This is a genomic window from Amycolatopsis sp. NBRC 101858, assembly GCF_030269325.1.
In the GTDB taxonomy this organism is placed as follows: domain Bacteria; phylum Actinomycetota; class Actinomycetes; order Mycobacteriales; family Pseudonocardiaceae; genus Amycolatopsis; species Amycolatopsis ponsaeliensis.
Genome location: NZ_BSTD01000002.1, coordinates 1,032,652 through 1,052,533, shown reverse-complemented (window position 1 = coordinate 1,052,533; position 19,882 = coordinate 1,032,652). Strand labels below are relative to the sequence as shown.

Here is a 19,882-nt window from a genome sequence, read left to right as displayed (position 1 = left end):
GACATGGGCGGGCTGCCCGCTGCCAACCCGGTGTGGGTCGGCTCGTCCGAGCTGACCATGACCCTCGACGGCATCGTCGCCTGCGTCGACGCGGGCGCCGGTGCCGTCGTGGCGAAGTCGGTGAACGAAAGCGCCGCCGCCCGGCGCCAGCTGGACATCGCGGACTACGCCTTCGTCTCCGGTGACCGGCAGGTGCGGCCACCGGGCCAGGCGTACTTGGGTGACGGCCTGCTGAACCGGTCGGGGCTCGCCCAGGTGGACCTGGACGACTGGCTCGGGACCCTGGCCGCCGGCGTCGCCCACGGCGCGGCGCGGGACTGCCCGGTGGTCGGCAGCATCACCCTCGGCGACCCGGCCGCGGCCGCACGCATCGGACGTGCGCTGGCCGCGGTGGTCCCGGCGGTCGAGCTGAACATCGGGGCGCCCCACGGCCGTGAAGCCCGCGCGGTGCGGCAGCTGACCGAAGTGGAGGGTGTCACTTCCGCCGTGCGGACCGTGCGCGCGGCGGTCGACGTGCCGTTGTTCGTGAAGCTGCCGGGCCAGGCGTCGGACGTCGTCGCGCTGGCCCGGGCCGCCCGCTCGGCCGGTGCGGACGCCGTCGGCCTGGTCGGCCGGTACCCGGGTTTCCTGCCGGACCTCGACGGCGGCGCGGTGCTCGGGTCGTGGGGTGCGTGGAGCTCACCGGGGTGCCTCCCGATGAGCCTTTACTGGGTGAGCAAGGCTTTCACGGCACTGGACGCGCCGATCATCGGCACCAACGGCGCCCGCACCGCGACGGACGTGCTGCGGTTCCTCGCTTCGGGCGCGCGAGCGGTCGAAGTCGTGACGGCCTTGTGGATCGGCGGGCCCGCCGTGCTCCGGGAGCTGGTCGACGGCGTCTCCGGGGTCGGGGACGACTTCGTCGGCAGTGCGCTGGCCGGGACGCGCGAGTACGCGGACGTCCCGGCCTTGCCGTCGCCCGCGTGGCTGCCCTACACCGCCCGCTGGATGTCGTCGGGGCGGTAGTGCCCGCCCAGCTCGTGGGTGAGCTCGCGCGCGGTGTCGACCACGACCCGCAGCTCGGGCGTGTCGTCACCCATCGACAGCGTGTTGTCCGGGCCCACGATCGCGATCGTGGCGCAGATGCCGTACTCGTCGAACACCGGCGCGGCCACCGCGACGATGCCGGGCGTGCTCATGGCCGAGCAGTGGCCGGCCGCGCGCACCCGGTCGACGTCGGCGCGCAGCTCGTCGCGGGCCGTGCCGGACAGGGTGCCGATCAGGCGTTCCATCGACAGCTGGTCGGCGTGGTAGGCGAGGAACACCTTGCTCTGCGCGGTGTCCAGCGGCAGGTGGCTGCCGACCCGCACGGACACGATGACGATCGTCGAGGCGTTCTCCTCGACCCGCGAGACCACCGGGCCGGTGAGGCCCCAGAGGCTGAGCACGACGCTGGTCTGCGTGGCGCGCGAGAGGGCCTGCATGTGCCGCGGCGCGAGGTTGACGACGCGCCGGTGCCCGATCGCGAACGCGCCGAGCTGCAGCAGCAGCCCGCCGGGCACGTAACCGCCGTCGGCACTGCGTTCCAGCAGGCCGGCCGCGACGAGCGACGTGCAGTACCGGTACGCCGTCGTGCGGTTCAGGCCGAGCCGCTCGGCGACCTGGGCGGCCGTGACGTCGGGGGTCGCCGGGTCGAACAGCGAGAGGATCTGGCTGACCCGGCTCACCGCCTGGATGTCCGCCTGGTCGGCACGGGCGTCCGGGGACCGCGTCGGTTTGGTCACGGGGAGCCTCCGCCGGAAGTCTGGAATCACTGTTCACTTCGTGAACACGGACATCAGGCTACCGGACCGGTCGCTCCTCCTTGACCCATCGGATCAATCTCCTCCGAAAGTCGGGTCCGTGACTTGTCCACGGCATCGGTTGTCATCTGGTCAGGTCTAGACATCCGATGGATTGCCGTCCTAGTCTGGCGATCGTCCACCCCGTCTCGCCGCCGCCGGGTTCGTGGCCGCGGTCCGTCACGAGGAGAGCTATGACGTTTCGCGGTCTGATCCTCGCGGTCGCCGTCGTTTCCGGCACGCTGGTGGCGCTTCCGGCCGCCGCGGCCGGGAGCTGTGGCGGGCCGATCGAGCCGGCGAGCATCATGACCGTCAGCGCCTGCGACAGCCCGGACCGCGTCGTCGCGAAGGCCGCGGCCGTCGTCCCGCGGAAGGGACAGCTGGCCTGGCAGCAGCGGCCGGTCACGGCGTTCACGCACTTCGGGATGAACACCTTCACCGACCGCGAATGGGGGTCCGGCGCCGAGAAGGAGCCCACCTTCGCGCCGCCGTCCGTCGACACCGCCCAGTGGATGCGGTCCCTCAAGGCCGCCGGCGTCACGCAGGTGATGCTCACCGCCAAGCACCACGACGGTTTCGTCCTCTATCCGACGCGCTACACGAACCACTCGGTGGTCGCGAGCCCGTGGTGGCTGACCCCCGGGTGCACGGACCCGGCCCGGGACGCGGCGGAAGCGGCACGCGCTCAGGACCCGTCCGCCTACTGGCAGGCGCGGAACACCCGCTGCGCCAACCCGCGCGGCGACGTCCTGCGCGACTACGTCGACTCCGCACGCGCCGCCGGGCTCAAGGTCGGCGTCTACCTGTCACCCGCCGACGGCGCGGAGCTGCCGAAGACGTTCTTCGCCGACGAAGTCCGGCGCATCGAAGCGAAGGTCGCCGCGGGACAGCCGTTGAGCATCGAAGAACAGGCCACCTACGAAGACCGCGCGAGCGCGCCGCAGGGTCAGGGCCGCTACGGGACGAACAGCCCGGTCACCCGCCGGACCATCCCGACGCTCGTGCCGCACGACGACCGCGCGGGCGCGCTCGCCGCCGGGAAGCTGCCGAAGTTCACCGTCGACGAGGACGACTACAACGCCTACTACCTCAACCAGATCTACGAGCTGTTCACCCAGTACGGCCCGATCGACGAGCTGTGGCTGGACGGCGCGAACCCCTGGCGCGACCACGGGATCAGCGAAACCTACGACTTCACGACGTGGTTCAAGCTGATCCACGCGCTGTCGCCGGACACCGTCACCTTCGCCGGGCCGGCGGGCGTGCGCTGGGTCGGCAACGAGGCCGGGCAGGCGCGCGAGACCGAGTGGAGCGCGCTCCCCACCACCGGGGACCCCCGGACCGCCCACAACGAGGAGCTGTTCCTCGGCGGCGCGACCGCCGCGGACCTCGGGTCCCGGCAGAAGCTGGCCGACCCGTCGGTGCGGTACCTGCAGTGGGCGCCCGCGGAGTCCGACGTCTCGATCCGGCCGGGCTGGTTCTTCCACCCCGGCGAGCAGCCCAAGTCCGCCGCCCAGCTCGTCGACGTCTACCGGCGGACGGTCGGGCGGAACTCCTCGCTGCTGCTCAACGTGCCACCCGGCCCGGACGGCCGGATCGCGCCCGCCGACACCGCCGCGCTGGCCGGGTTCGGCCAGGCGATCGCCCGGACCGAGGGCCGCAACCTCGCTCGCGGGGCGCCCGACGCCGTCACGGACTCCTCGCTCACCACGGCGGAACGGCTGGACCGCCCGCTCGACGTCCGGCTGCCCCGGCCGGTCACGTTCGACCAGATCCGGCTCGGCGAGGACATCACGCGCGGCCAGCACGTCGAAGGCGCGCTCGTGCAAGCCGAGGTCGGCGGCGCCTGGCAGACCCTCGCCACGGTGACCACGATCGGTTACAGCCGCCTGGTCACGCTGCCCGCGCCGGTGACCGCCGCGCACCTGCGCGTCGTCGTCACGCAGTCCCGCGCCACGCCGTACTTGGCCACCTTCGCGTTGTACCGCACCGCCGCCTGAAAGGGAGTCATGACCCGCCGCCGAGCTTTGTTCGCCGCCGTCGTCACGGTGGCCGCCACCCTCACTGGAAGTGCGCTACCCGCCGCCGCGAGCGGCGCGCTACCCGTCGTTTCGCCCACCCCGCAGCAGATCACCCGGACGTCCGCGGACGTGCCGCTGCCGTCGTCGGTCGCGCTGGTCACCGACGCCACCACCGACCCGGCGGCCAAGGACCTGCTGACCTCGCTGTTGCGTGACCACGGTGTCCGAACCGGTGGCCACGGCCTGGTCGTCCGCCTCGGCAGCACCGGCCGCGATGTGCCCGAGCAGGCCGAGGGGTACGCGCTGAGCGTCTCCCGGGCCGGGATCACCATCAGCGGCCGCGACGGCGCCGGGCAGTACTACGGTGTGCAGACGCTGCGGCAGCTGTTCGTCCACTCGGGACACGGCTGGGCGATGAGCGGCGCCTCGGTGCGCGACTGGCCGAACATGGCGCTGCGCGGGTCGATCGAGGGCTTCTACGGTCCGCCGTGGACGACCGCCGACCGGCTGCGGCAGCTCGCGTTCCTCGGCGAGGTCAAGGCGAACACGTACATCTACAGCGCGAAGGACGACACCTACCTGCGCGCTCGCTGGCGTGACCCCTACCCGGCGGACGAGCTGGCCACGCTCGGGCAGCTCGTCCGGTCGGCCGCGGCTCACCACGTCGAGTTCACCTACGCGCTTTCGCCCGGCGTCTCGGTCTGCTTCTCTTCGCCGGCCGACCTCGCGGCGGTCGAGGCGAAGTTCCAGGCGGTCTACGACCTCGGCGTCCGGTCGTTCTCGCTGCCGTTCGACGACATCTCGTACACGAGGTGGAACTGCGACGCCGACCAGGCGGCCTTCGGGCCGCCCGGCCGGGCGGCGGCCGGCACGGCGCAGGTTTCGCTGCTCAACGCGATCACCGAGAAGTTCGTGAAGACGCACGACGGCGTCCGTCCCCTGCAGACGGTGCCGACCGAGTACAGCGACCTGAAGGACTCGCCGTACAAGACCGAGCTGCGCGAGCACCTCGACCCGTCGGTGGTGGTGCAGTGGACCGGGACCGACGTCGTCCCGCCGAGCGTGACCACCGACGAGGCCGCGCAGGTCTCGGCGGTGTACGGGCGCAAGGTGTTCCTCTGGGACAACTACCCGGTGAACGACTACGAGCAGTCGGCCGGGCGGCTGCTGCTCGCGCCTTACGCGCAGCGGGAGGCGGGACTTTCGCGGTACCTCAACGGGATCGTCGCCAACCCGATGAACCAGGAGGCGGCCAGCGAGGTCGCCGAGTTCGGGGCCGCGGACTTCGCGTGGAACGACGAGGGCTACGCGCCTTCGCGGTCGTGGCCCCAGGCGCTGGCCCGCTTGGCGGGCGGTGACGCGCGGGCGTCGGCCGCGCTGGCGGTGTTCGCGGACCTCGAGCACCTCGCGCCGACGTTCGGCCCGACGCCGTGGCAGCCGCAGGCGCCGGTGCTGGCCGCGAAGATCGCTTCGTTCCGGCAAGGAGGCCACCGCGCGTGGGCCGACCTGCGCGCGTACGCGGTCCGGATCCGCGACGCGGCGGGCGTGATCCGCGGCGGCCGGGTGCAGAGCGCGTTCGTCGCCGAGGCCGGGCCGTGGCTGGACGCGACGGCGCTCTGGGGCGACGCGACGGTGACCCGCCTCGACGCCCTGTCCGCGTCTTCCCGGGGCGACCACGTACTGGCCGCCCGGCTCACCGCTCGCGCGGACGACCTCGTGACGCGAGCGCAGGCGGTGAAGACCGGCAACACCAACCGCTGGGGCGTCCGGCAGGCGCTCGTCGGCGACGGCGTCCTCGACACGTTCCTCGTCCAGCTTCGGGAGCAGGTGTGAACGCGGTGAGCAGGCGGAGCTTCCTCGGAGGAGCGGCGGCGATCACAGCGGGCGCGGTGCTGGCCGGCCCGGCGGGAGCGGCGGGCCGGCGGGGGCTCTCGGTTTCCGGCGACCGGTTCCTGCTGGACGGTAAGCCGTTCCGGATCGTCTCGGGTGCGATCCACTACTTCCGCATCCACCCGGACCAGTGGCGCGACCGCCTCCTGCGGTTGAAAGCCCTGGGGCTCAACACGATCGAGACGTACGTGGCGTGGAACTTCCACCAGCCCGCCCCCGGCCGTGCCGACTTCAGCGGCCGGCGCGACCTGCCCGCGTTCGTCCGGCTGGCGGGCGAGCTGGGGTTCCAGGTGATCGTCCGGCCGAGTCCGTACATCTGCGCGGAGTGGGAGTTCGGCGGCCTCCCGGCGTGGCTGCTGGCCGACCGGAACCTGGAGCTGCGCTGCGCGGATCCGGCGTACCTCAAGGCCGTGGACGCGTGGTACGACCAGCTGATCCCGCGCCTGGTGCCGCTGGAGGCCCAGCACGGCGGCCCGATCGTGGCGGTCCAGATCGAGAACGAGTACGGCAGTTACGGCAACGACACGAGCTACCTCGCCCACCTGCGCGACGGCCTGCGCAGCCGGGGCATGACGAGCCTGCTGTTCGCGGCCGACGGCGCGTCCGAGTTCTTCATGCGCTTCGGTTCGCTGCCGGGCACCCTGGAGGTCGGCACGGGTGACGGCGACCCGGCGCCGAGCGTGGCAGCGCTGAAGAAGTTCCAGCCCGGCGCGCCGGTGATGATGGCCGAGTACTGGGACGGCTGGTTCGACCACTGGGGCGAGCAGCACAACACCCGCGACCCGGCGCAAATGGCGTCCTATGTGGACTCCCTGTTGGCGACCGGCGCCTCGGTGAACCTGTACATGGCGTGCGGCGGAACGAACTTCGGCTTCACCTCGGGCGCGAACACCTCGGGCACGACGTACCAGCCGACGGTGACGAGCTACGACTACGACTCGCCGGTCGGCGAAGCGGGCGACCTGGGCGCCAAGTTCACTTCTCTTCGTGCGGTGCTGACGAAGTACACGGGCGTGCCTGCGGGTCCGATCCCCGGCCGCTCGGCGCGCCTGCCGGGGCAGACGGTGACGCCGTCCGGTGCGGTGTCGCTGCTGGACTCGCTGCCGGTGCTGTCTTCGCCGGTGCGTTCCGCCCAGCCGCTCCCGATGGAGCGCGTCGGCCAGGCGACCGGGTTGATCCACTACCGGACCACGGTCCAGGGCCCGCATTCGGGACCGCTGAGCATCCACGGGCTGGCCGACCGGGCGTTGGTGTTCGCGGACGGCGCGTACCTGGGGGTGCTGGACCGCAACCAGCCGTCGGGGACGGTGGATCTGTCGGTGGAGAAGCCCGCTGCGCGGCTGGACATCCTGGTCGACGCGATGGGCCGGGTGAACTACGGCCCGTACCTGGCCGACCGCAAGGGCATCGACGGCTGGGTGGCGATGAGCACGCAGCAGAAGCTGTTCGGCTGGGAGATCCGCCCGCTGCCGTTGGACGACCTTTCGCGGTTGCGGTTCGGGCCGGGGGAGGTGTCCGGGCCGGCGTTCCACCGCGCGGTTCTCGAGGTGGGGAGTCCGGAGGACGGGTTCATCGCTCTTCCCGGGTGGGACAAGGGGGTGGTGTGGCTGAACGGGTTCAACCTGGGGCGGTATTGGAAGGTCGGGCCTCAGCGGACTTTGTATGCGCCCAAGCCGTTGTGGCGCCGGGGGGTGAACGAGATCGTGGTGCTGGAGCTCCATCAGGCCGGGGCGGCGATCGAGGTTCGCCCGGAGGCGGACCTGGGGTAGGCCCGCAGCCGGGTGACCGCGGGCCCACCCGGGTTCAGAACTCGGTGAGACCCGCGTGCACGAAGGCGAGCAGGGCACCGGGCCCGACCAGCAGGCAGATCGCCAGCCCCCCGAGGAGAGGCTCGTCACGGCGGAACATCTTGACCAGCAACCCCACGGCGACGACGACAACGGCGAAGAGCAGAGACAGCATGACAGCGGGCATGAAGAAGTCCTTCGGGCAGCAGAAACCACGACACCGGGAACGGTGCCGGGAAAGAGGGATTCAGCTCACGAAGGAAGGAGGAGCCCGGCTGGGCTGAGCGAGCGAGACGACGCCGACCGAAGCGGAGTCGACCGCGACGGCAGCAGGAGACCACGGAAGGACAACAGCGGGCCCGGCCGAAGAAGGACCCACCGCCCAGGGGATCGAAGCGGGCACCCGGGGAGCGGCGTGCCGGCCCGAGACGACGACGCCCGACTGCGACGTCGCCACGGCGGGACCGTCGGCCGAAGCCGACACCTGGTGGACGACCGGCGCTCCGGACAAGAACAGCAGCACAGCAAGCAGCAACCCGAGGCGGTGGTTCCGCCTCGGGTCGCGCTGCCGTGCAAAAGGTCCGAAGAGTCCGATACGGCTCAGGCTACCTCAGCTCAGCCACCGCCGTAGGTCGCCTGGGTGACCGCGAAGACGTTGCGGCTGCCCGCGCCCTCCTGCAGCGACCACAGGAGATCCGCGGCGGTGTCGTCCTCCCAGTAGGAGAGGCTTTCGCCGCTGCCCACCCAGGCGAACGTCGACGGGCCGGCGGACGGCGTCCAGTAGTACAGCTGCTTGTTGCCTGACGAGTTGAACCACCAGCGCCCGTTGTGCGACGCCACGCCGTTGAGCTTGTACCAGGGCAGCTGCAGTGCCTGGCTCGCCGTCGTGGTGGCGGCGAACGTGCCCGAAGAAGCGAACGGGTACCGGATCGCGCGCGGTGCGCGGTTCGGGTAGTCCGTGCAGCCGGACGGGCACGTGTACTCCGTCATCACGATCGACTTGCTCACGCGGTCGAGCGAGATCGACGACCACGCCAGGTTCGTCCCGGACGTCGTCTTCGAGGTGATCGAGCCCACCTGCGGCAGGACGTACGCGTAGTTGTGCGCGTAGTACGTGGTGCCGGTCTGGTGCCCGATCTGGTCGGCCGTGCCACCCGTGTTCGTCTTCAGGATCTTCCGCATGTCGAAGACCCGCATGCCCTTGCCCGTGTCGGCGACGTACAGGTAGTCGCCGTACCAGGAAACGCCGCCGGCGTGGATCGGGATGTCTTTGAAGTCCGGTGCCGCCGCCGTGCCGGTCGGCTCGACCAGCAGCACCTTGCGGTACTGGTTCGGGTAGGTGGCGTCCCAGTCGACCAGCGTGATCCGGCTGCGGGTCTGGCCGCCGTCGCAGCCGTCCTTCGTGTACCAGCTGACCACGACGAGCTGGTGCCCGTCGTAGTTGCCGCTGTTGGCCGTGCCGACCGCGTCCCGGCTGGTCGTGATGCCCTGCGGGTAGTTCGTGCAGTCGGAGTTGTCGCCGCTGTCGAACCGGAACCCGGTCGACAGCCCGGCCACGGAGAACGACGACGGCAGCGCCGTGCGGTCGTGGTTCGCGTTGTCCATGACCGTGTGGACGGCCGCGGTGCCGAGTGTGGACACCAGCGCGGAGTTGACGGCGTCGAACTGGTTGTAGTTCGCCGCCAGGGTGTATTGCGAGGCGGGCAAGGTCGTCGGCCCGGCCGCGGCGAGCGCCGTCGGCGGAGCGGCGACCAGGCCCGCGAGGACGCCCGCCGCGAGGGCGGCTTTGCCTAATCGGTGGCGCAGTGACATGAGACCCCCAGTAGTCCGATCAATGCCCGGGACACACTAGGACCGGGCGGGGTTAATGGGCAACAGCTTCGTGGCGAACAGGGGAAGATCTTTTCCGCCGAGTCTCACATTGAGACCTGCGGGGGTCGGGCGGTGTGCTGTGATCACAACCATGGAGTCCGAACCCGAACCCGACGAGCACCGGGTGTGCTTCGAGCGCGCCGTGGTGCCCGCCGGGTGGCAGATCGATTTCGAGAACGCGGGTGCGGTGCGCGGGACTACCAGCTCGACGGGACGTAGGCCCAGCCGAGGTAGTCGGAACGCTGCGCGTACGTGCTCGTCTGGTACACCGACGGGCCCGTGCTGATCGCGACCCCGCCGCCGAGCGCGAGCATGATGTGCCCGTTGCTGGTCGTGCTGGTGAAGAACACCGCGGTGCCGGCCGGGGCGACCGAGCCGGTGTGGATGCGGCCGTTGGCCTTCTGCCACTGGTAGTGCGTGGTGGCCGAAGCGAACCGGCCGCTGGTGCCGAAGGCGCGTTCGACGAACAGCTCGCACTGGTTGTTCCAGTCCGTGTGGCCCAGGCGGGCCTTGGCGAACGCGATCGCGCTGTCGGCCCGCGAGTCCGCCGGGTAGGCCGAGCCGCCCGCCTTGAGGCCGTCGGTGTCGCAGTGGGGGACACCGCCGACGAACCCGTCGGTCCCGGTCTTGATCAGGGCGTCCGGCACCCAGAGGTTGTCGGTGGTGAAGTCCCAGATCTCGTCGGACGCGGTGGCCTGGCAGACGACCGGCACCGACGCGCCGGTCAGGTACTTGTTCGCGACGCTGCCCGCGGCGTCCGCCGCGTCGCCCTTCTTCGCGCGCCCGTTGATGTCCGCCTTCGCCGGGTACGCGTGCGGCGTGGTGCACTGCGGCGCGACCATCGACGTCGAGCCGGTCTTGACGTAGGCGTCGGGGACCCACAGGCCGTCGGTGGTCAGGTCCCAGATGCTGCTGCCGCCGTAGGCCGGGCCGGTGTCCTGGCACGCCAGCGTCACCGAGGTGCCCGCCGGGTACATGTTCGCGATGCGCTGCTTGCCGACCGCGACGTCCGGGTCCTTGACGGTGCGACCGTCCACTGTGGTCGTGACCGGGTAGGCCGACGCGGCCTGGGCCGCGGGTGCGGCCAGCCCGGTGATCGCGACGGCCAGGCCGATCGTGGCCACCGCCGCCTTGAGTGTGGTTCTCACTTGTCCTCCAGAACGATTCCGTGCGGCGAATGGTCGGCGGGCCCCGTACAAGAGCCGTACAAGCGAGCCGGGCGGCCTAGTACTTTCCGCCTATCCCGGAGTCCCCGAAGATCGGATGTGGCCGGGCGCGCGATCGGCGAACCTCGGAGGGGAGAGACCGAACGTGAGGAGAAACCCATGCACCCGGCCGCCCTGATCGAAGGCCACGAACAGACCTGGTCGTGGCTCGCGCTCGGCCTGACCGGCGCGATCCTGCTGGCCTTCGTCGTGCTGTTCCTGGCCGCGCTGATCAGCATCCTCGGCTCGCGGCTCACCGGCGGCATGAAGCTCGTCTGGGTGATCTTCGCCTTCTGCGCGCCGTTCCTGGGCAGCCTGCTGTGGTTCGTGTTCGGCCGTCGTGACGCCTACGCGCCGGTGCGCCGATGATCGTCGCGGAAGGCCTCGCGAAGACCTACCGCGGCGGTACTGGCGTCGAGGACCTGTCCTTCACCGTGCGGCCCGGCGTGGTGACCGGCTTCCTGGGGCCCAACGGCGCCGGCAAGTCGACGACCATCCGGCTGATGCTCGGCCTGACCCGCGGCCGCGGCCGCACGACCTTCGGCGGCCGGACCTACGCGGAGGTCCCGGGTCCACTGCGGACGGTCGGGGTGCTGACCGACGCCGCCGCGGTGCACCCCGCGCGGCCGGCCGCCGCGCACCTGCGGATGGTCGCCGCGGGCGGGGGCCTGCCGCCGCGGCGGGTGCGCGAGGTGCTGGCGACCGTCGGCCTCGAGTCCGCCGGCAAGACGCCCGCCGGCCGGTTCAGCCTCGGCATGAAGCAGCGGCTCGGCCTGGCCACGGCGCTGCTCGGCGACCCGGAGTACCTGATCCTCGACGAGCCGGCGACCGGGCTCGACCCCGAAGGCGTGCGGTGGATCCGCGACCTCCTGCGGCGGCTGGCGGGGGAGGGCCGGACGATCCTCGCGTCGTCGCACCTGCTGGCCGAGATGGCGCTGCTCGCCGAGGACCTGATCGTCATCGGCGCCGGGCGGCTCGTTTCGGCCGGGCCCCTGGACGAGTTCGTCCGGCGGCACGCCCGCGCCGACGTCGTGGTCCGCGCCGACCGGCCGAGCGCGCTGCTGGTCGCCTTGGCCCGCGACGGCCTGCGCGTGCGCCAGGAGGCGGCCGACCTGGTCGTCGACACCGCCGACACCGAGCGGGTGGCGGCGGTCGCCGGCCGCGCCGACGTCGGCGTCCGGGAGCTGTTCGTGCGGCGCAGCGGGCTGGAAGACGCCTTCCTCGCCGCGACTGTGGCCGCCGTCCGGCACCGGGGGGAGCTGCCGTGAAGAACGCGCTGGCCTACGAATGGGTGCGGGCCCGGTCGCTGCGCTCGACGTGGCTGCTCCTGGCCGCGGCCGGGGTGCTGCAGTTCGCGTCGGGCCTGTACTGGGGCCTCAAGCGCGACCTCGGCGACCTCGACGCGGTCACCTCGGCGTTCGGCCTCGTCGACCGGCTGGGGGCCCTGCTGATCGCCGCGATCGGCGTCGCCGCGTTCGGGCTCGACCACCAGCACGGCACCCTCGCGACCACCCGGCTCGTGCTGCGCTCGCCGGCCCGGATCGTCGCGGCACGGGCGCTGGTCACCGCCGGGCTCGGGCTGCTGGGCGGCGTCCTGATGGTGGTGCTGACCGCCGCCGGGGTGCGCACCGGCGGCGGCGCCCTGCCTGCCGGCGCGGGGACGGCAGGCAGGGCGGCCGGCGGGGTGCTCGCGCTGACCGTCCTGTCCGGACTCGCCGGGGTGGCGCTCGGCGGGCTGCTGCGCCACACCGGGCTCGCCGTCGGGGTGTTCGCGGTGTGGACGTTCGTCGCGGAGACGACGCTGGCGGCGCTGGCCCGGGTGCCGAGCACCGCGCTGCCCTTCAGCGGCACGGCTTCGGCCGCCCTGCCGGGGACCGCGGTCTTCGCCGCGCTGGTCGTGCTCGCGCTGGGCGCGGCCACGTTCACCCTGGCTCGCCGTGACGGCTGATCCCGCGAGCCCTAACCTGGGCCCGGTGAAGCGCTGGCTGAGCTGGTGGGACGGCCGGGTCGTCCTGCTCGCGCTCGACGTCGCGGTGGCCGCGGCGGTGATCGTGGTGACCCTGACCGGCGGTGACCCGCGTGACCCGCACCCGGCGCTCTACGTCCCGGCGGTGGTCGTCTCGGGGCTCGCCCTGCTGGCACGGCGCCGGTGGCCGTTCCTCGTGCTGCTGGTCGCGGTCGCGTGCATGCCGGCCGGGGTGACGCTGCTGCCGCTGATGGTGGCGCAGTACTCGGTCGCGGCCCGGCACGGCGTCAGCTGGGTGACCGGCATCGCGGTGGTCGTCGCCGGGATCGCCGGCAAGGTCCTGCCGGTGCTGAGCGCTCCGGAGAGCCTCACCCAGGTCGTGATCGTGCTGCTGTCCTTCGTCTTCGGCCCGCTGCTGGCCGGGCTGTGGATGCACCAGCGCGCGGCGCTGCTGGCCGTGCTGCGGGACCGCGCCGAGGAGGCCGAGCGCACCCGGACGCTGCTGGCCGACCAGGCCGTCTTCGCCGAACGGCGGCGGATCGCGCGCGAGATGCACGACGTCGTCGCGCACCGGGTGACCGCGGTCGCGTTGCAGGCCGGGGCACTGTCGGTGCGAGCGCCGGACGAGCAGACCGAGCAGGCCGCCGAGACGATCCGGGCCACCAGCGCGGTCGCCCTCGACGAGCTGCGCGGCATCCTGCGGGTGCTGCGCGACGACGCCCCGGACCCGGATCCGGGCGTGCTCGCGTCGCTGGAAGACCTCGTGGCGCAGGTCGTGGCGACCGGGGCGCGGGTCGAGCTGACGCTGCCGGACCCGCTGCCCGCGGTGCCCGACCAGGTCGGCCGGGCCGCCTACCGCGTGGTGCAGGAGTCGCTGACCAACGCGGGCAAGCACGCGCCGCACGCGGCGGTTGACGTGCGGCTGGCGGTCACCGGCGACCGGCTGGCGGTCGAGGTGACGAACCGGCTGACCCCGCACGGCAGCGCCGTCCCGGGGTCCGGCTACGGCCTGGTGGGCATGCGCGAACGCGTCGAGCTGGCCGGCGGCGACCTGCGCACCGGCCCGACGGGCGACGGGCGGTTCCGGGTGCTGGCGGGGTTTCCGGTGGGGGAGGGATCGTGACGGTCAAGGTCGTGCTGCTGGAGGACGAGGAACTGGTCCGCAGCGGCATCCGGATGATCCTCGAGTCGGCCGACGACGTCGAGGTGGTCGCCGAGGACACGAACGGCGTGCGCGCGGTCGAGCTGACGGACCGGTTCCGGCCGGACGTGGTGCTGACCGACGTCCAGATGCCGAAGGTGGACGGTATCGAGGTGGTCAAGCGGCTGGCCGGGCACCCGGCCGCGCCGGCAGTGGTGGTGCTGACGACGTTCGACGTGGACGAGTACGTGTACGCGGCCCTGCGCCACGGCGCGGCGGGCTTCCTGCTGAAGGACACGCCGCCGCGCGAGCTGGTCAACGCGGTCCGGGTGGCGGCCCGCGGCGAGGCGATGCTGTCCCCGAAGATCACGAAGCGGCTGCTGGCGGACTTCGCTTCCGGGGGCGGGAGTTCGCGGGCCCGGCTCCGGCTGGCCTCGCTCACACCGCGCGAGCACGACGTGGCCGTCCACATCGGACGCGGGCTGAGCAACGCGGAGATCGCTCGCGCTCTCGTGGTGAGCGAGTCGACGGTGAAGGTCCACATCGGACACATCATGGCAAAGCTGGAGGCGGCGAACCGGACCCAGGTGGCGATCCTCGTCCACGACGCCGGCTTGAGCTAACGCTTCGCCCGGCGTTCGAGGATCTTCAAGGACTGTTCGCACCAGCGGAGGTTCTCCCGCTCGAACGACAGCCCGCGCATCAGCGTCAGGTACGGCCCCACCCGCTCGGCTTCGGCCAGGTAGTCGTCCTCGAAGCGGCCGTCCAGCAGGCCCGCCCGCAGGCGCTCGTAGCGGGCGATCTTCGTCTCCGCCCGGGTCATGCGCTCCTTCAGCGCCTGGCGGACCGCCGTCTCGTCGCCGGCGTCGAGGGCCTGGACCTGGACCAGCAGCTCGTCGCGGATCACGCCCGGGCGGGGCGGGCGCGCCGTGAAGTCGTGGAGGGCCCGCTCGCCCGCCTCCGTCAGCGAAAACAACCGTTTGTCCGGCCGCTTCTCCTGGCGGACCAGCCGGGCGCGGACCAGGCCGTCCGCCGCCAGCCGGTCCAGTTCGCGGTAGAGCTGCTGGGGGGTCGCCGCCCAGAAGTTCGCCACCGACGCGTCGAACCCCTTCGCCAGGTCGTAGCCGGACGCCTCGCCCTCCAGCAGCGCCGCCAGCAGCGCGTTGCGCAGCGACATAGTCACCTAGTTGAGTGCTTCGCGCTGGATCCGGTCGAACTGGGCCGCCATCGCTTCCGACAGCGCCTGCGCGGCCGACAGCGGCCGGACCATCACCGTGAACTCGTCGATCAGCCCGTCGTCGTCGAAGTGCAGGAAGTCGCAGCCCTCGACGCGGGCGTCCCCGATCCGGGCTTCGAAGACGAGCGCGTGGTCACGCCCTTCGCCGCCGCTCAGCTCGCGCACGTACCGGAAGTCCTCGAACACCCGCAGCACGCCGCGCAGGATCGCGGCGGTGATCGCCTTGCCGGGGTACGGCTTGAACGCCACCGGGCTGCGGAACACGACGTTCTCCGCGAGCGTCGCGGCCATCGCATCGGGATCACGGGCCTCGACGGCCTTGCGGAAGCTGGTCATGCCTCACCTCATCTAGTCAACAAGTTGAGTAGCAGCGTACCCCGTCCGTGACCGCTCGGCGACCCACAGCCTCACCACAGCTCCGGCACAGCCGCGGTCGCCACCTTGGGTCAAGGCCGGATCAGGCGACCGTCAACCGGTCTTTACTCCCGACCTGACCGCGAAGGGACACGCATGGACCACGACCATGAAGGACAACGCGTCAGCAGGCGCCGGCTGCTCACCGGGGTGAGCTCGGTCGGCTTGGGCGCACTCGTCACGGCGTGCGCGGGCAAGAGCCCGGTCACGACGTCCACCGGGGAGACCGTCGCCCTGCAGGCGGTGACCGACGCGGACCTCACCGCGCTGTTCGCCGGCGCGCGGACCTGCACGCTCACCGCGTCCACCACCCAGGGGCCGTACTACTTCGACGCCGACAAGATCCGCAGCGACGTCCGCGAGGACAAGCAGGGCGCGAAGCTGCGGCTGGCTCTGCGGGTGCAGGACAGCGAGACGTGCAAGCCGATCCCGCACGCGGTCGTCGAGATCTGGCACTGCGACGCAGGGGGCCTGTACTCCGGCGCGGAAGCCGCGTCCGGTGGTGGCGGCACGCCGCCGACCGGTCCGCCGCCCACGGGGACTCCGCCCACCGGCGGCCCGCCGCCCGGCGGCGACACCGACCTCGACCCGACCGACGACAAGCGGTACCTGCGCGGCGCCCAGGTCACCAACCAGCGCGGGACCGTCGAGTTCACCACGATCTGGCCGGGCTGGTACCGCGGCCGCACGATCCACGTCCACGTGATGGTGCACGTGGGCAACGAAAAGACGCTCACCACGCAGTTGATGTTCGACGAAACCCTGAACTCCGAGGTGCTGGCGACCCAGCCCTACGCGCAGCGCACCGGCCGGGACACCTTCAACGACGGCGACTCGATCTACCGGCCGAGCATGCTGCTGAAGGTCACGAAGGCCCGCGACGGCTACGTCGGCTGCATCGTGCTCGACGCCGACCCGGACCACGACGGCGTCTAGCCCGCACGCCCGCACGGGTGGCGCCGGGCCATCCGTGCGGCGCCGTCACGACCGGGCCAGCCAGTCGGCGAGCTTGGTCTCCGCGAGCGTCGCGCCCGGGCCGGGCAGGAGCTCCTCCGGTCCCGGCACCGCGCCGAAGTACGGCGCCGCCGGGTCGGTGACGACCTCGCGCGGGTCCTCGCGCGCGGTCAGCACCGTGCGCACCCACTCGTCCAAGCCGAAGACCTCCGGGCCCGCGATCTCGGTGAGGCCGCCGACCGGCTGCTCGGCCGCTGTCCGCGCGACGGCGGCGGACACCTCGGCCGCCGCCATCGGCTGCACGCCCGCGCCCGGCAGCCGCACGACGCCGTCGGTGGTCGACGTGTCGGCGATCCCGCCGGCGAACTCGAAGAACTGCGTTGCCCGCACGATCGAGAACGGCAGGCCCGACTCGGTGATCAGCTTCTCCTGCGCGACCTTGGCGCGGAAGTACCCGACGTCGGGCTGCCGGTCCGTGCCCACCACCGACAGCGCGACGTAGTGCGCGACGCCCGCTTCCTTCGCCGCCGCCACGAGGTTCCCGGTCGAGGTGCGGAAGAAGTGCATGACGTCGTCGTCGGCGAACGACGGCGAGTTCGAGACGTCGATCAGGACGTCCGCGCCCAGCAGCACCTCCTTCAGCCCTTCGCCGGTGAGGGTGTCCACCCCGGTGCTGGGGGCGGCGGCGACCGCCTCGTGGCCGTGCCCGGCCAGCCGCGCGACCACGTTCGTGCCGATCAGGCCGGTTCCGCCGATGACGACGACCTTCATGTCCGTTCCTTTCGCCAGGCGCGCCCGGAATGGCCGCGCACCCCCTACGACAAGACGGCCGGTGGATTCGTGACAGAGCCCCGCCGGCGATACGCTCGCCTCCGCCGCTTCGAAGGGATCCGGACCGCATGCAGGACATCGACGACGCGACCGCCGTCTTCGCGGACGTGCGGCCGCGCCTGTTCGGCATCGCTTACCGCATGCTGGGCAGCGCCGCCGACGCGGAGGACCTGCTCCAGGAGGTCTGGCTGCGGTGGCAGGCCAGTGACCGGGCCGCCGTGCGCACCCCGGCGGCCTACCTCGCGACGACGACCACGCGGCTGGCGATCAACGCGACCAAGACGGCCTACGCACGCCACGAGACCTACGTCGGCCCGTGGCTGCCGGAGCCCGTGGACACCTCGGCCGACCCGCAGCTGGGGGCCGAGCGGGGCGCCGCGCTGGAACTCGCCGTGCTGCTCCTGCTGGAGAAGCTGACGCCGACCGAGCGCGCGGCCTACGTGCTGCGCGAGGCCTTCGACTACCCGTACGCCGAGATCGCCGAAATCGTGCGGACGACGGAGGTCGCGGCCCGCCAGCTCGTCAGCCGGGCGCGCAAGCACCTCGCCGCCGAACGGCGCACACCGGCCGCGCCGCCCGAGCAGCGGCGGCTCTTGACCGCGTTCGTGACCGCGGCCCAGGAAGGCGACTTGTCGACACTGGAGGAGCTGTTCGCGGCCGACGTGATCAGCTACTCCGACGGCGGCGGCGTGGCCCGCGCGTCGCGCATCCCGGTGCACGGCGCGACGACCGTGGCCAAGTACGTCCGCGCGTTCCACGACCGCTTCTGGGTGGGCGTCACGACCACCCCGGCCCTCGTCAACGGCGCCCACGCGATGCTGCTGTCCCGCGACGGCGAGGTGTTCACGGTCCTGACGGTGACCGCCTCCGCCGAAGGCATCGACCAGGTGCTCTGGATGATGAACCCCGGCAAGCTCAAGGCGGTCGCCGCCGTATAACGCCCTACACGTTCGCGCTCTTGGGCTCGTACTGGGCCCGGAGTGCCTTCTTGTCCGGCTTGCCCAGACCGGTCATGGGCAAGGACGCCGCGACGATCACCTGCTTCGGCACGTGCACCGGGCCCTTCCGTTCCCGCACCTCCGCTTGGATCTCGCCCGTCAGCTTCTCGATCGCGGCGTCGTCGGCGGCCGCGCCGGAGCGCAGGACCACCACCGCCGTCACGGCTTCGCCCCATTTCTCGTCCGGGGTGCCGATCACGCCCACCTGGGCGATCGCCGGGTGCTCGGCCACCACGTCCTCGACCTCGCGGGGGAACACGTTGAAGCCGCCCGTGACGATCATGTCCTTGACGCGGTCGACGATGAACCAGAAGCCGTCCTCGTCCTCGCGGGCGACGTCGCCGGTGTGGAGCCAGCCGTCGCGGAACGTCTCCGCCGTCACCTCCGGCAGGTTCCAGTAGCCGGCCGCCAGCAGCGGGCCGGCCACGCAGATCTCGCCGGGTTCGCCGGGGGCGACCGGGTTGCCGTCGGCGTCGAGCAACGCCGTGCGCAGGAACGCCGAGGGCCGGCCGCACGAGGACAGCCGCGCGTCGTCGTGGTCGCCCTTGGCGAGGTAGCTGATCGCCATCGGGGCCTCGGACTGGCCGTAGTACTGCGCGAAGATCGGCCCGAACCGGTCGATCGCCTCCTTCAGGCGCACCGGGTTGATCGACGCGGCGCCGTAGTAGACCGTCTGCAGCGACGACAGGTCGCGCGTGCGCGAGTCGGGGTGGTCCATCAGGGCGTAGAGCATGGTCGGCACCAGCATGGTGGCCGTGATCCGCTCCTCCTCGATGATCCGCAGGACGTCGGCGGGGTCGAACTTCGGCACGACGACCAGGGAGCCGCCCTTCAGCAGCGTCGGGGCGAAGAACGCCGCGCCGGCGTGGGAAAGCGGCGTGCAGATGAGGAACTTCGGCGCCTCGGGCCACTCCCACTCGGCGAGCTGGATCTGCGTCATCGTCGCCATCGCCTGCGCGGTGCCCATGACGCCCTTGGGCTTGCCGGTCGTCCCGCCGGTGTAGGTGATCGAGACGACCTGGTCCGGCGGGAGGACGGCCGGCTTCAGCGGGCCCGGCTCGAACTTCGCGGCGGTCGCGGTCAGGTCCGTGCCGACGTGGGCCAGTTTCTCGGGCACCGGCCCGATGGTGAGCACCTGGGTGAGGCCCGGCACCTTCTCGAGCAGGCCGAGCGCGCGGTCGACGAACGCCGGAACCGGGTCGATGATCAGCGTGGTGATGCCGGCGTCGCCGAGGATGTAGGCGTGGTCGTCGAGCGAGCCCAGCGGGTGCAGCGCCGAGCGCCGCGACCCCTGCAGCTGGCCGGCCGCGATGATCAGCAGGACCTCGGGGCGGTTCAGCGACAGCAGTGCCACCGCCGCGCCCGTGCCGGCCCCGAGCTCCTCGAAGGCCTGGGCGTACTGGCTGACCTGCTCGGCGGTCCCGCCCCCGGTCATCGTGGTCTCGCCCAGCACCATCACCGGTGCGTCCCGGTGGCGCTTCAGGGCGGCGACGACCAGATGCCCGAGGTGGTTCGGATACCGCATCGCCTGCTCGTCCATCCCGGTCCCTTCCACGGCGTCAGACTAGAACACGTTACTGTTTTCGGCACTATACCCGCACGGGGCAAGGGGTGTCCGGCTCGCGTTTCGGTGGAACAGGTTTCATCGCCGGAATCCGCCCCTTAGCCCGCCCGACGGGCGCCGCTGGGCTGAGCGGAGCCACTTCCTTGTGTCCCCGCCGCCGGGGCCGCTACGTTCGGTGATCG

General features: G+C 71.9%; 19 protein-coding genes. 11 read left to right on the top strand and 8 right to left on the bottom strand.

Features of this window, described 5'->3' with window-relative positions:
* Positions 1 to 3 precede the first annotated feature (3 nt).
* Positions 4 to 1,005, top strand: coding sequence for a beta/alpha barrel domain-containing protein (locus QSK39_RS18150; protein WP_285478917.1), 1,002 nt, complete (start codon positions 4 to 6; stop codon positions 1,003 to 1,005).
* On the opposite strand, the gene QSK39_RS18145 is transcribed toward QSK39_RS18150, so the two are convergent.
* Complete coding sequence (locus QSK39_RS18145; protein WP_285478916.1) at positions 972 to 1,763, bottom strand: IclR family transcriptional regulator; 792 nt, start codon at positions 1,761 to 1,763, stop codon at positions 972 to 974. The genes QSK39_RS18150 and QSK39_RS18145 overlap by 34 nt on opposite strands.
* Positions 1,764 to 2,014: 251 nt before the next feature.
* Between QSK39_RS18145 and QSK39_RS18140 the strand changes: the two genes are divergently transcribed.
* Genes QSK39_RS18140 through QSK39_RS18130 form a run of 3 tightly spaced genes read left to right on the top strand, consistent with a single transcriptional unit; the run spans position 2,015 to position 7,500 of the window.
* On the top strand, positions 2,015 to 3,820 hold the full coding sequence (locus QSK39_RS18140; RefSeq protein ID WP_285478915.1) for an alpha-L-fucosidase: 1,806 nt from the start codon (positions 2,015 to 2,017) through the stop codon (positions 3,818 to 3,820).
* Between the two features lie 9 nt (positions 3,821 to 3,829).
* Positions 3,830 to 5,674 (top strand): glycoside hydrolase family 84 protein, encoded by a 1,845-nt coding sequence (locus QSK39_RS18135; protein ID WP_285478914.1) that lies wholly within the window; start codon positions 3,830 to 3,832, stop codon positions 5,672 to 5,674.
* 5 nt (positions 5,675 to 5,679) lie between these two features.
* A complete protein-coding gene (locus QSK39_RS18130; RefSeq protein WP_285478913.1) occupies positions 5,680 to 7,500 on the top strand; it encodes a glycoside hydrolase family 35 protein in 1,821 nt (606 codons plus the stop codon).
* 34 nt (positions 7,501 to 7,534) lie between these two features.
* Here QSK39_RS18130 and QSK39_RS18125 read toward each other — a convergent pair whose 3' ends face one another.
* From QSK39_RS18125 to QSK39_RS18115, 3 genes are all read right to left on the bottom strand, one after another.
* The gene (locus QSK39_RS18125) at positions 7,535 to 7,705 is read right to left on the bottom strand and encodes a hypothetical protein (protein WP_285478912.1); all 171 of its coding nucleotides are present in this window, start codon (positions 7,703 to 7,705) and stop codon (positions 7,535 to 7,537) included.
* Positions 7,706 to 8,133: 428 nt separating this feature from the next.
* The gene (locus QSK39_RS18120) at positions 8,134 to 9,330 is read right to left on the bottom strand and encodes a hypothetical protein (protein ID WP_285478911.1); all 1,197 of its coding nucleotides are present in this window, start codon (positions 9,328 to 9,330) and stop codon (positions 8,134 to 8,136) included.
* A gap of 257 nt (positions 9,331 to 9,587) precedes the next feature.
* The gene (locus QSK39_RS18115; protein ID WP_285478910.1) at positions 9,588 to 10,538 is read right to left on the bottom strand and encodes a hypothetical protein; all 951 of its coding nucleotides are present in this window, start codon (positions 10,536 to 10,538) and stop codon (positions 9,588 to 9,590) included.
* A gap of 177 nt (positions 10,539 to 10,715) precedes the next feature.
* Between QSK39_RS18115 and QSK39_RS18110 the strand changes: the two genes are divergently transcribed.
* The 5 genes from QSK39_RS18110 to QSK39_RS18090 are packed head-to-tail and all read left to right on the top strand — an operon-like array spanning position 10,716 to position 14,325.
* Complete coding sequence (locus tag QSK39_RS18110) at positions 10,716 to 10,964, top strand: PLD nuclease N-terminal domain-containing protein (protein WP_285478909.1); 249 nt, start codon at positions 10,716 to 10,718, stop codon at positions 10,962 to 10,964.
* Entirely contained in the window at positions 10,961 to 11,863 is a 903-nt protein-coding gene (locus tag QSK39_RS18105; protein WP_285478908.1) for an ATP-binding cassette domain-containing protein, read from the top strand. Before QSK39_RS18110 ends, QSK39_RS18105 begins: the two co-directional genes overlap by 4 nt.
* Positions 11,860 to 12,543: a hypothetical protein gene (locus QSK39_RS18100; protein ID WP_285478907.1), complete on the top strand. Its 684-nt coding sequence runs from the start codon at positions 11,860 to 11,862 to the stop codon at positions 12,541 to 12,543. Before QSK39_RS18105 ends, QSK39_RS18100 begins: the two co-directional genes overlap by 4 nt.
* A 25-nt stretch (positions 12,544 to 12,568) precedes the next feature.
* Positions 12,569 to 13,684 carry a sensor histidine kinase gene (locus QSK39_RS18095; RefSeq protein ID WP_285478906.1) on the top strand — a complete coding sequence of 372 codons (1,116 nt, stop codon included), beginning with the start codon at positions 12,569 to 12,571 and terminating at the stop codon, positions 13,682 to 13,684.
* Positions 13,681 to 14,325 carry a response regulator gene (locus QSK39_RS18090; protein ID WP_285478905.1) on the top strand — a complete coding sequence of 215 codons (645 nt, stop codon included), beginning with the start codon at positions 13,681 to 13,683 and terminating at the stop codon, positions 14,323 to 14,325. Before QSK39_RS18095 ends, QSK39_RS18090 begins: the two co-directional genes overlap by 4 nt.
* Here the strand turns inward: QSK39_RS18090 and QSK39_RS18085 are convergent.
* Both QSK39_RS18085 and QSK39_RS18080 read right to left on the bottom strand, forming a co-directional pair.
* The gene (locus QSK39_RS18085) at positions 14,322 to 14,879 is read right to left on the bottom strand and encodes a PadR family transcriptional regulator (protein ID WP_285479927.1); all 558 of its coding nucleotides are present in this window, start codon (positions 14,877 to 14,879) and stop codon (positions 14,322 to 14,324) included. The two genes, QSK39_RS18090 and QSK39_RS18085, sit on opposite strands and share 4 nt — an antisense overlap.
* Positions 14,880 to 14,885: 6 nt before the next feature.
* Complete coding sequence (locus QSK39_RS18080) at positions 14,886 to 15,275, bottom strand: nuclear transport factor 2 family protein (protein WP_285478904.1); 390 nt, start codon at positions 15,273 to 15,275, stop codon at positions 14,886 to 14,888.
* A 174-nt stretch (positions 15,276 to 15,449) separates the two neighbouring features.
* On the opposite strand from QSK39_RS18080, the gene QSK39_RS18075 reads away from it, so the two are divergent.
* Positions 15,450 to 16,289: a peptidase associated/transthyretin-like domain-containing protein gene (locus QSK39_RS18075; RefSeq protein WP_285478903.1), complete on the top strand. Its 840-nt coding sequence runs from the start codon at positions 15,450 to 15,452 to the stop codon at positions 16,287 to 16,289.
* A 45-nt stretch (positions 16,290 to 16,334) separates the two neighbouring features.
* On the opposite strand, the gene QSK39_RS18070 is transcribed toward QSK39_RS18075, so the two are convergent.
* Entirely contained in the window at positions 16,335 to 17,078 is a 744-nt protein-coding gene (locus QSK39_RS18070; protein ID WP_285478902.1) for an SDR family oxidoreductase, read from the bottom strand.
* Positions 17,079 to 17,206: 128 nt separating this feature from the next.
* On the opposite strand from QSK39_RS18070, the gene QSK39_RS18065 reads away from it, so the two are divergent.
* Positions 17,207 to 18,076 carry an RNA polymerase sigma-70 factor gene (locus tag QSK39_RS18065; protein WP_285478901.1) on the top strand — a complete coding sequence of 290 codons (870 nt, stop codon included), beginning with the start codon at positions 17,207 to 17,209 and terminating at the stop codon, positions 18,074 to 18,076.
* Between the two features lie 4 nt (positions 18,077 to 18,080).
* Here the strand turns inward: QSK39_RS18065 and fadD8 are convergent, their stop codons facing one another.
* Complete coding sequence (gene fadD8 / locus QSK39_RS18060) at positions 18,081 to 19,691, bottom strand: fatty-acid--CoA ligase FadD8 (RefSeq protein WP_285478900.1); 1,611 nt, start codon at positions 19,689 to 19,691, stop codon at positions 18,081 to 18,083.
* Positions 19,692 to 19,882 lie beyond the last annotated feature (191 nt).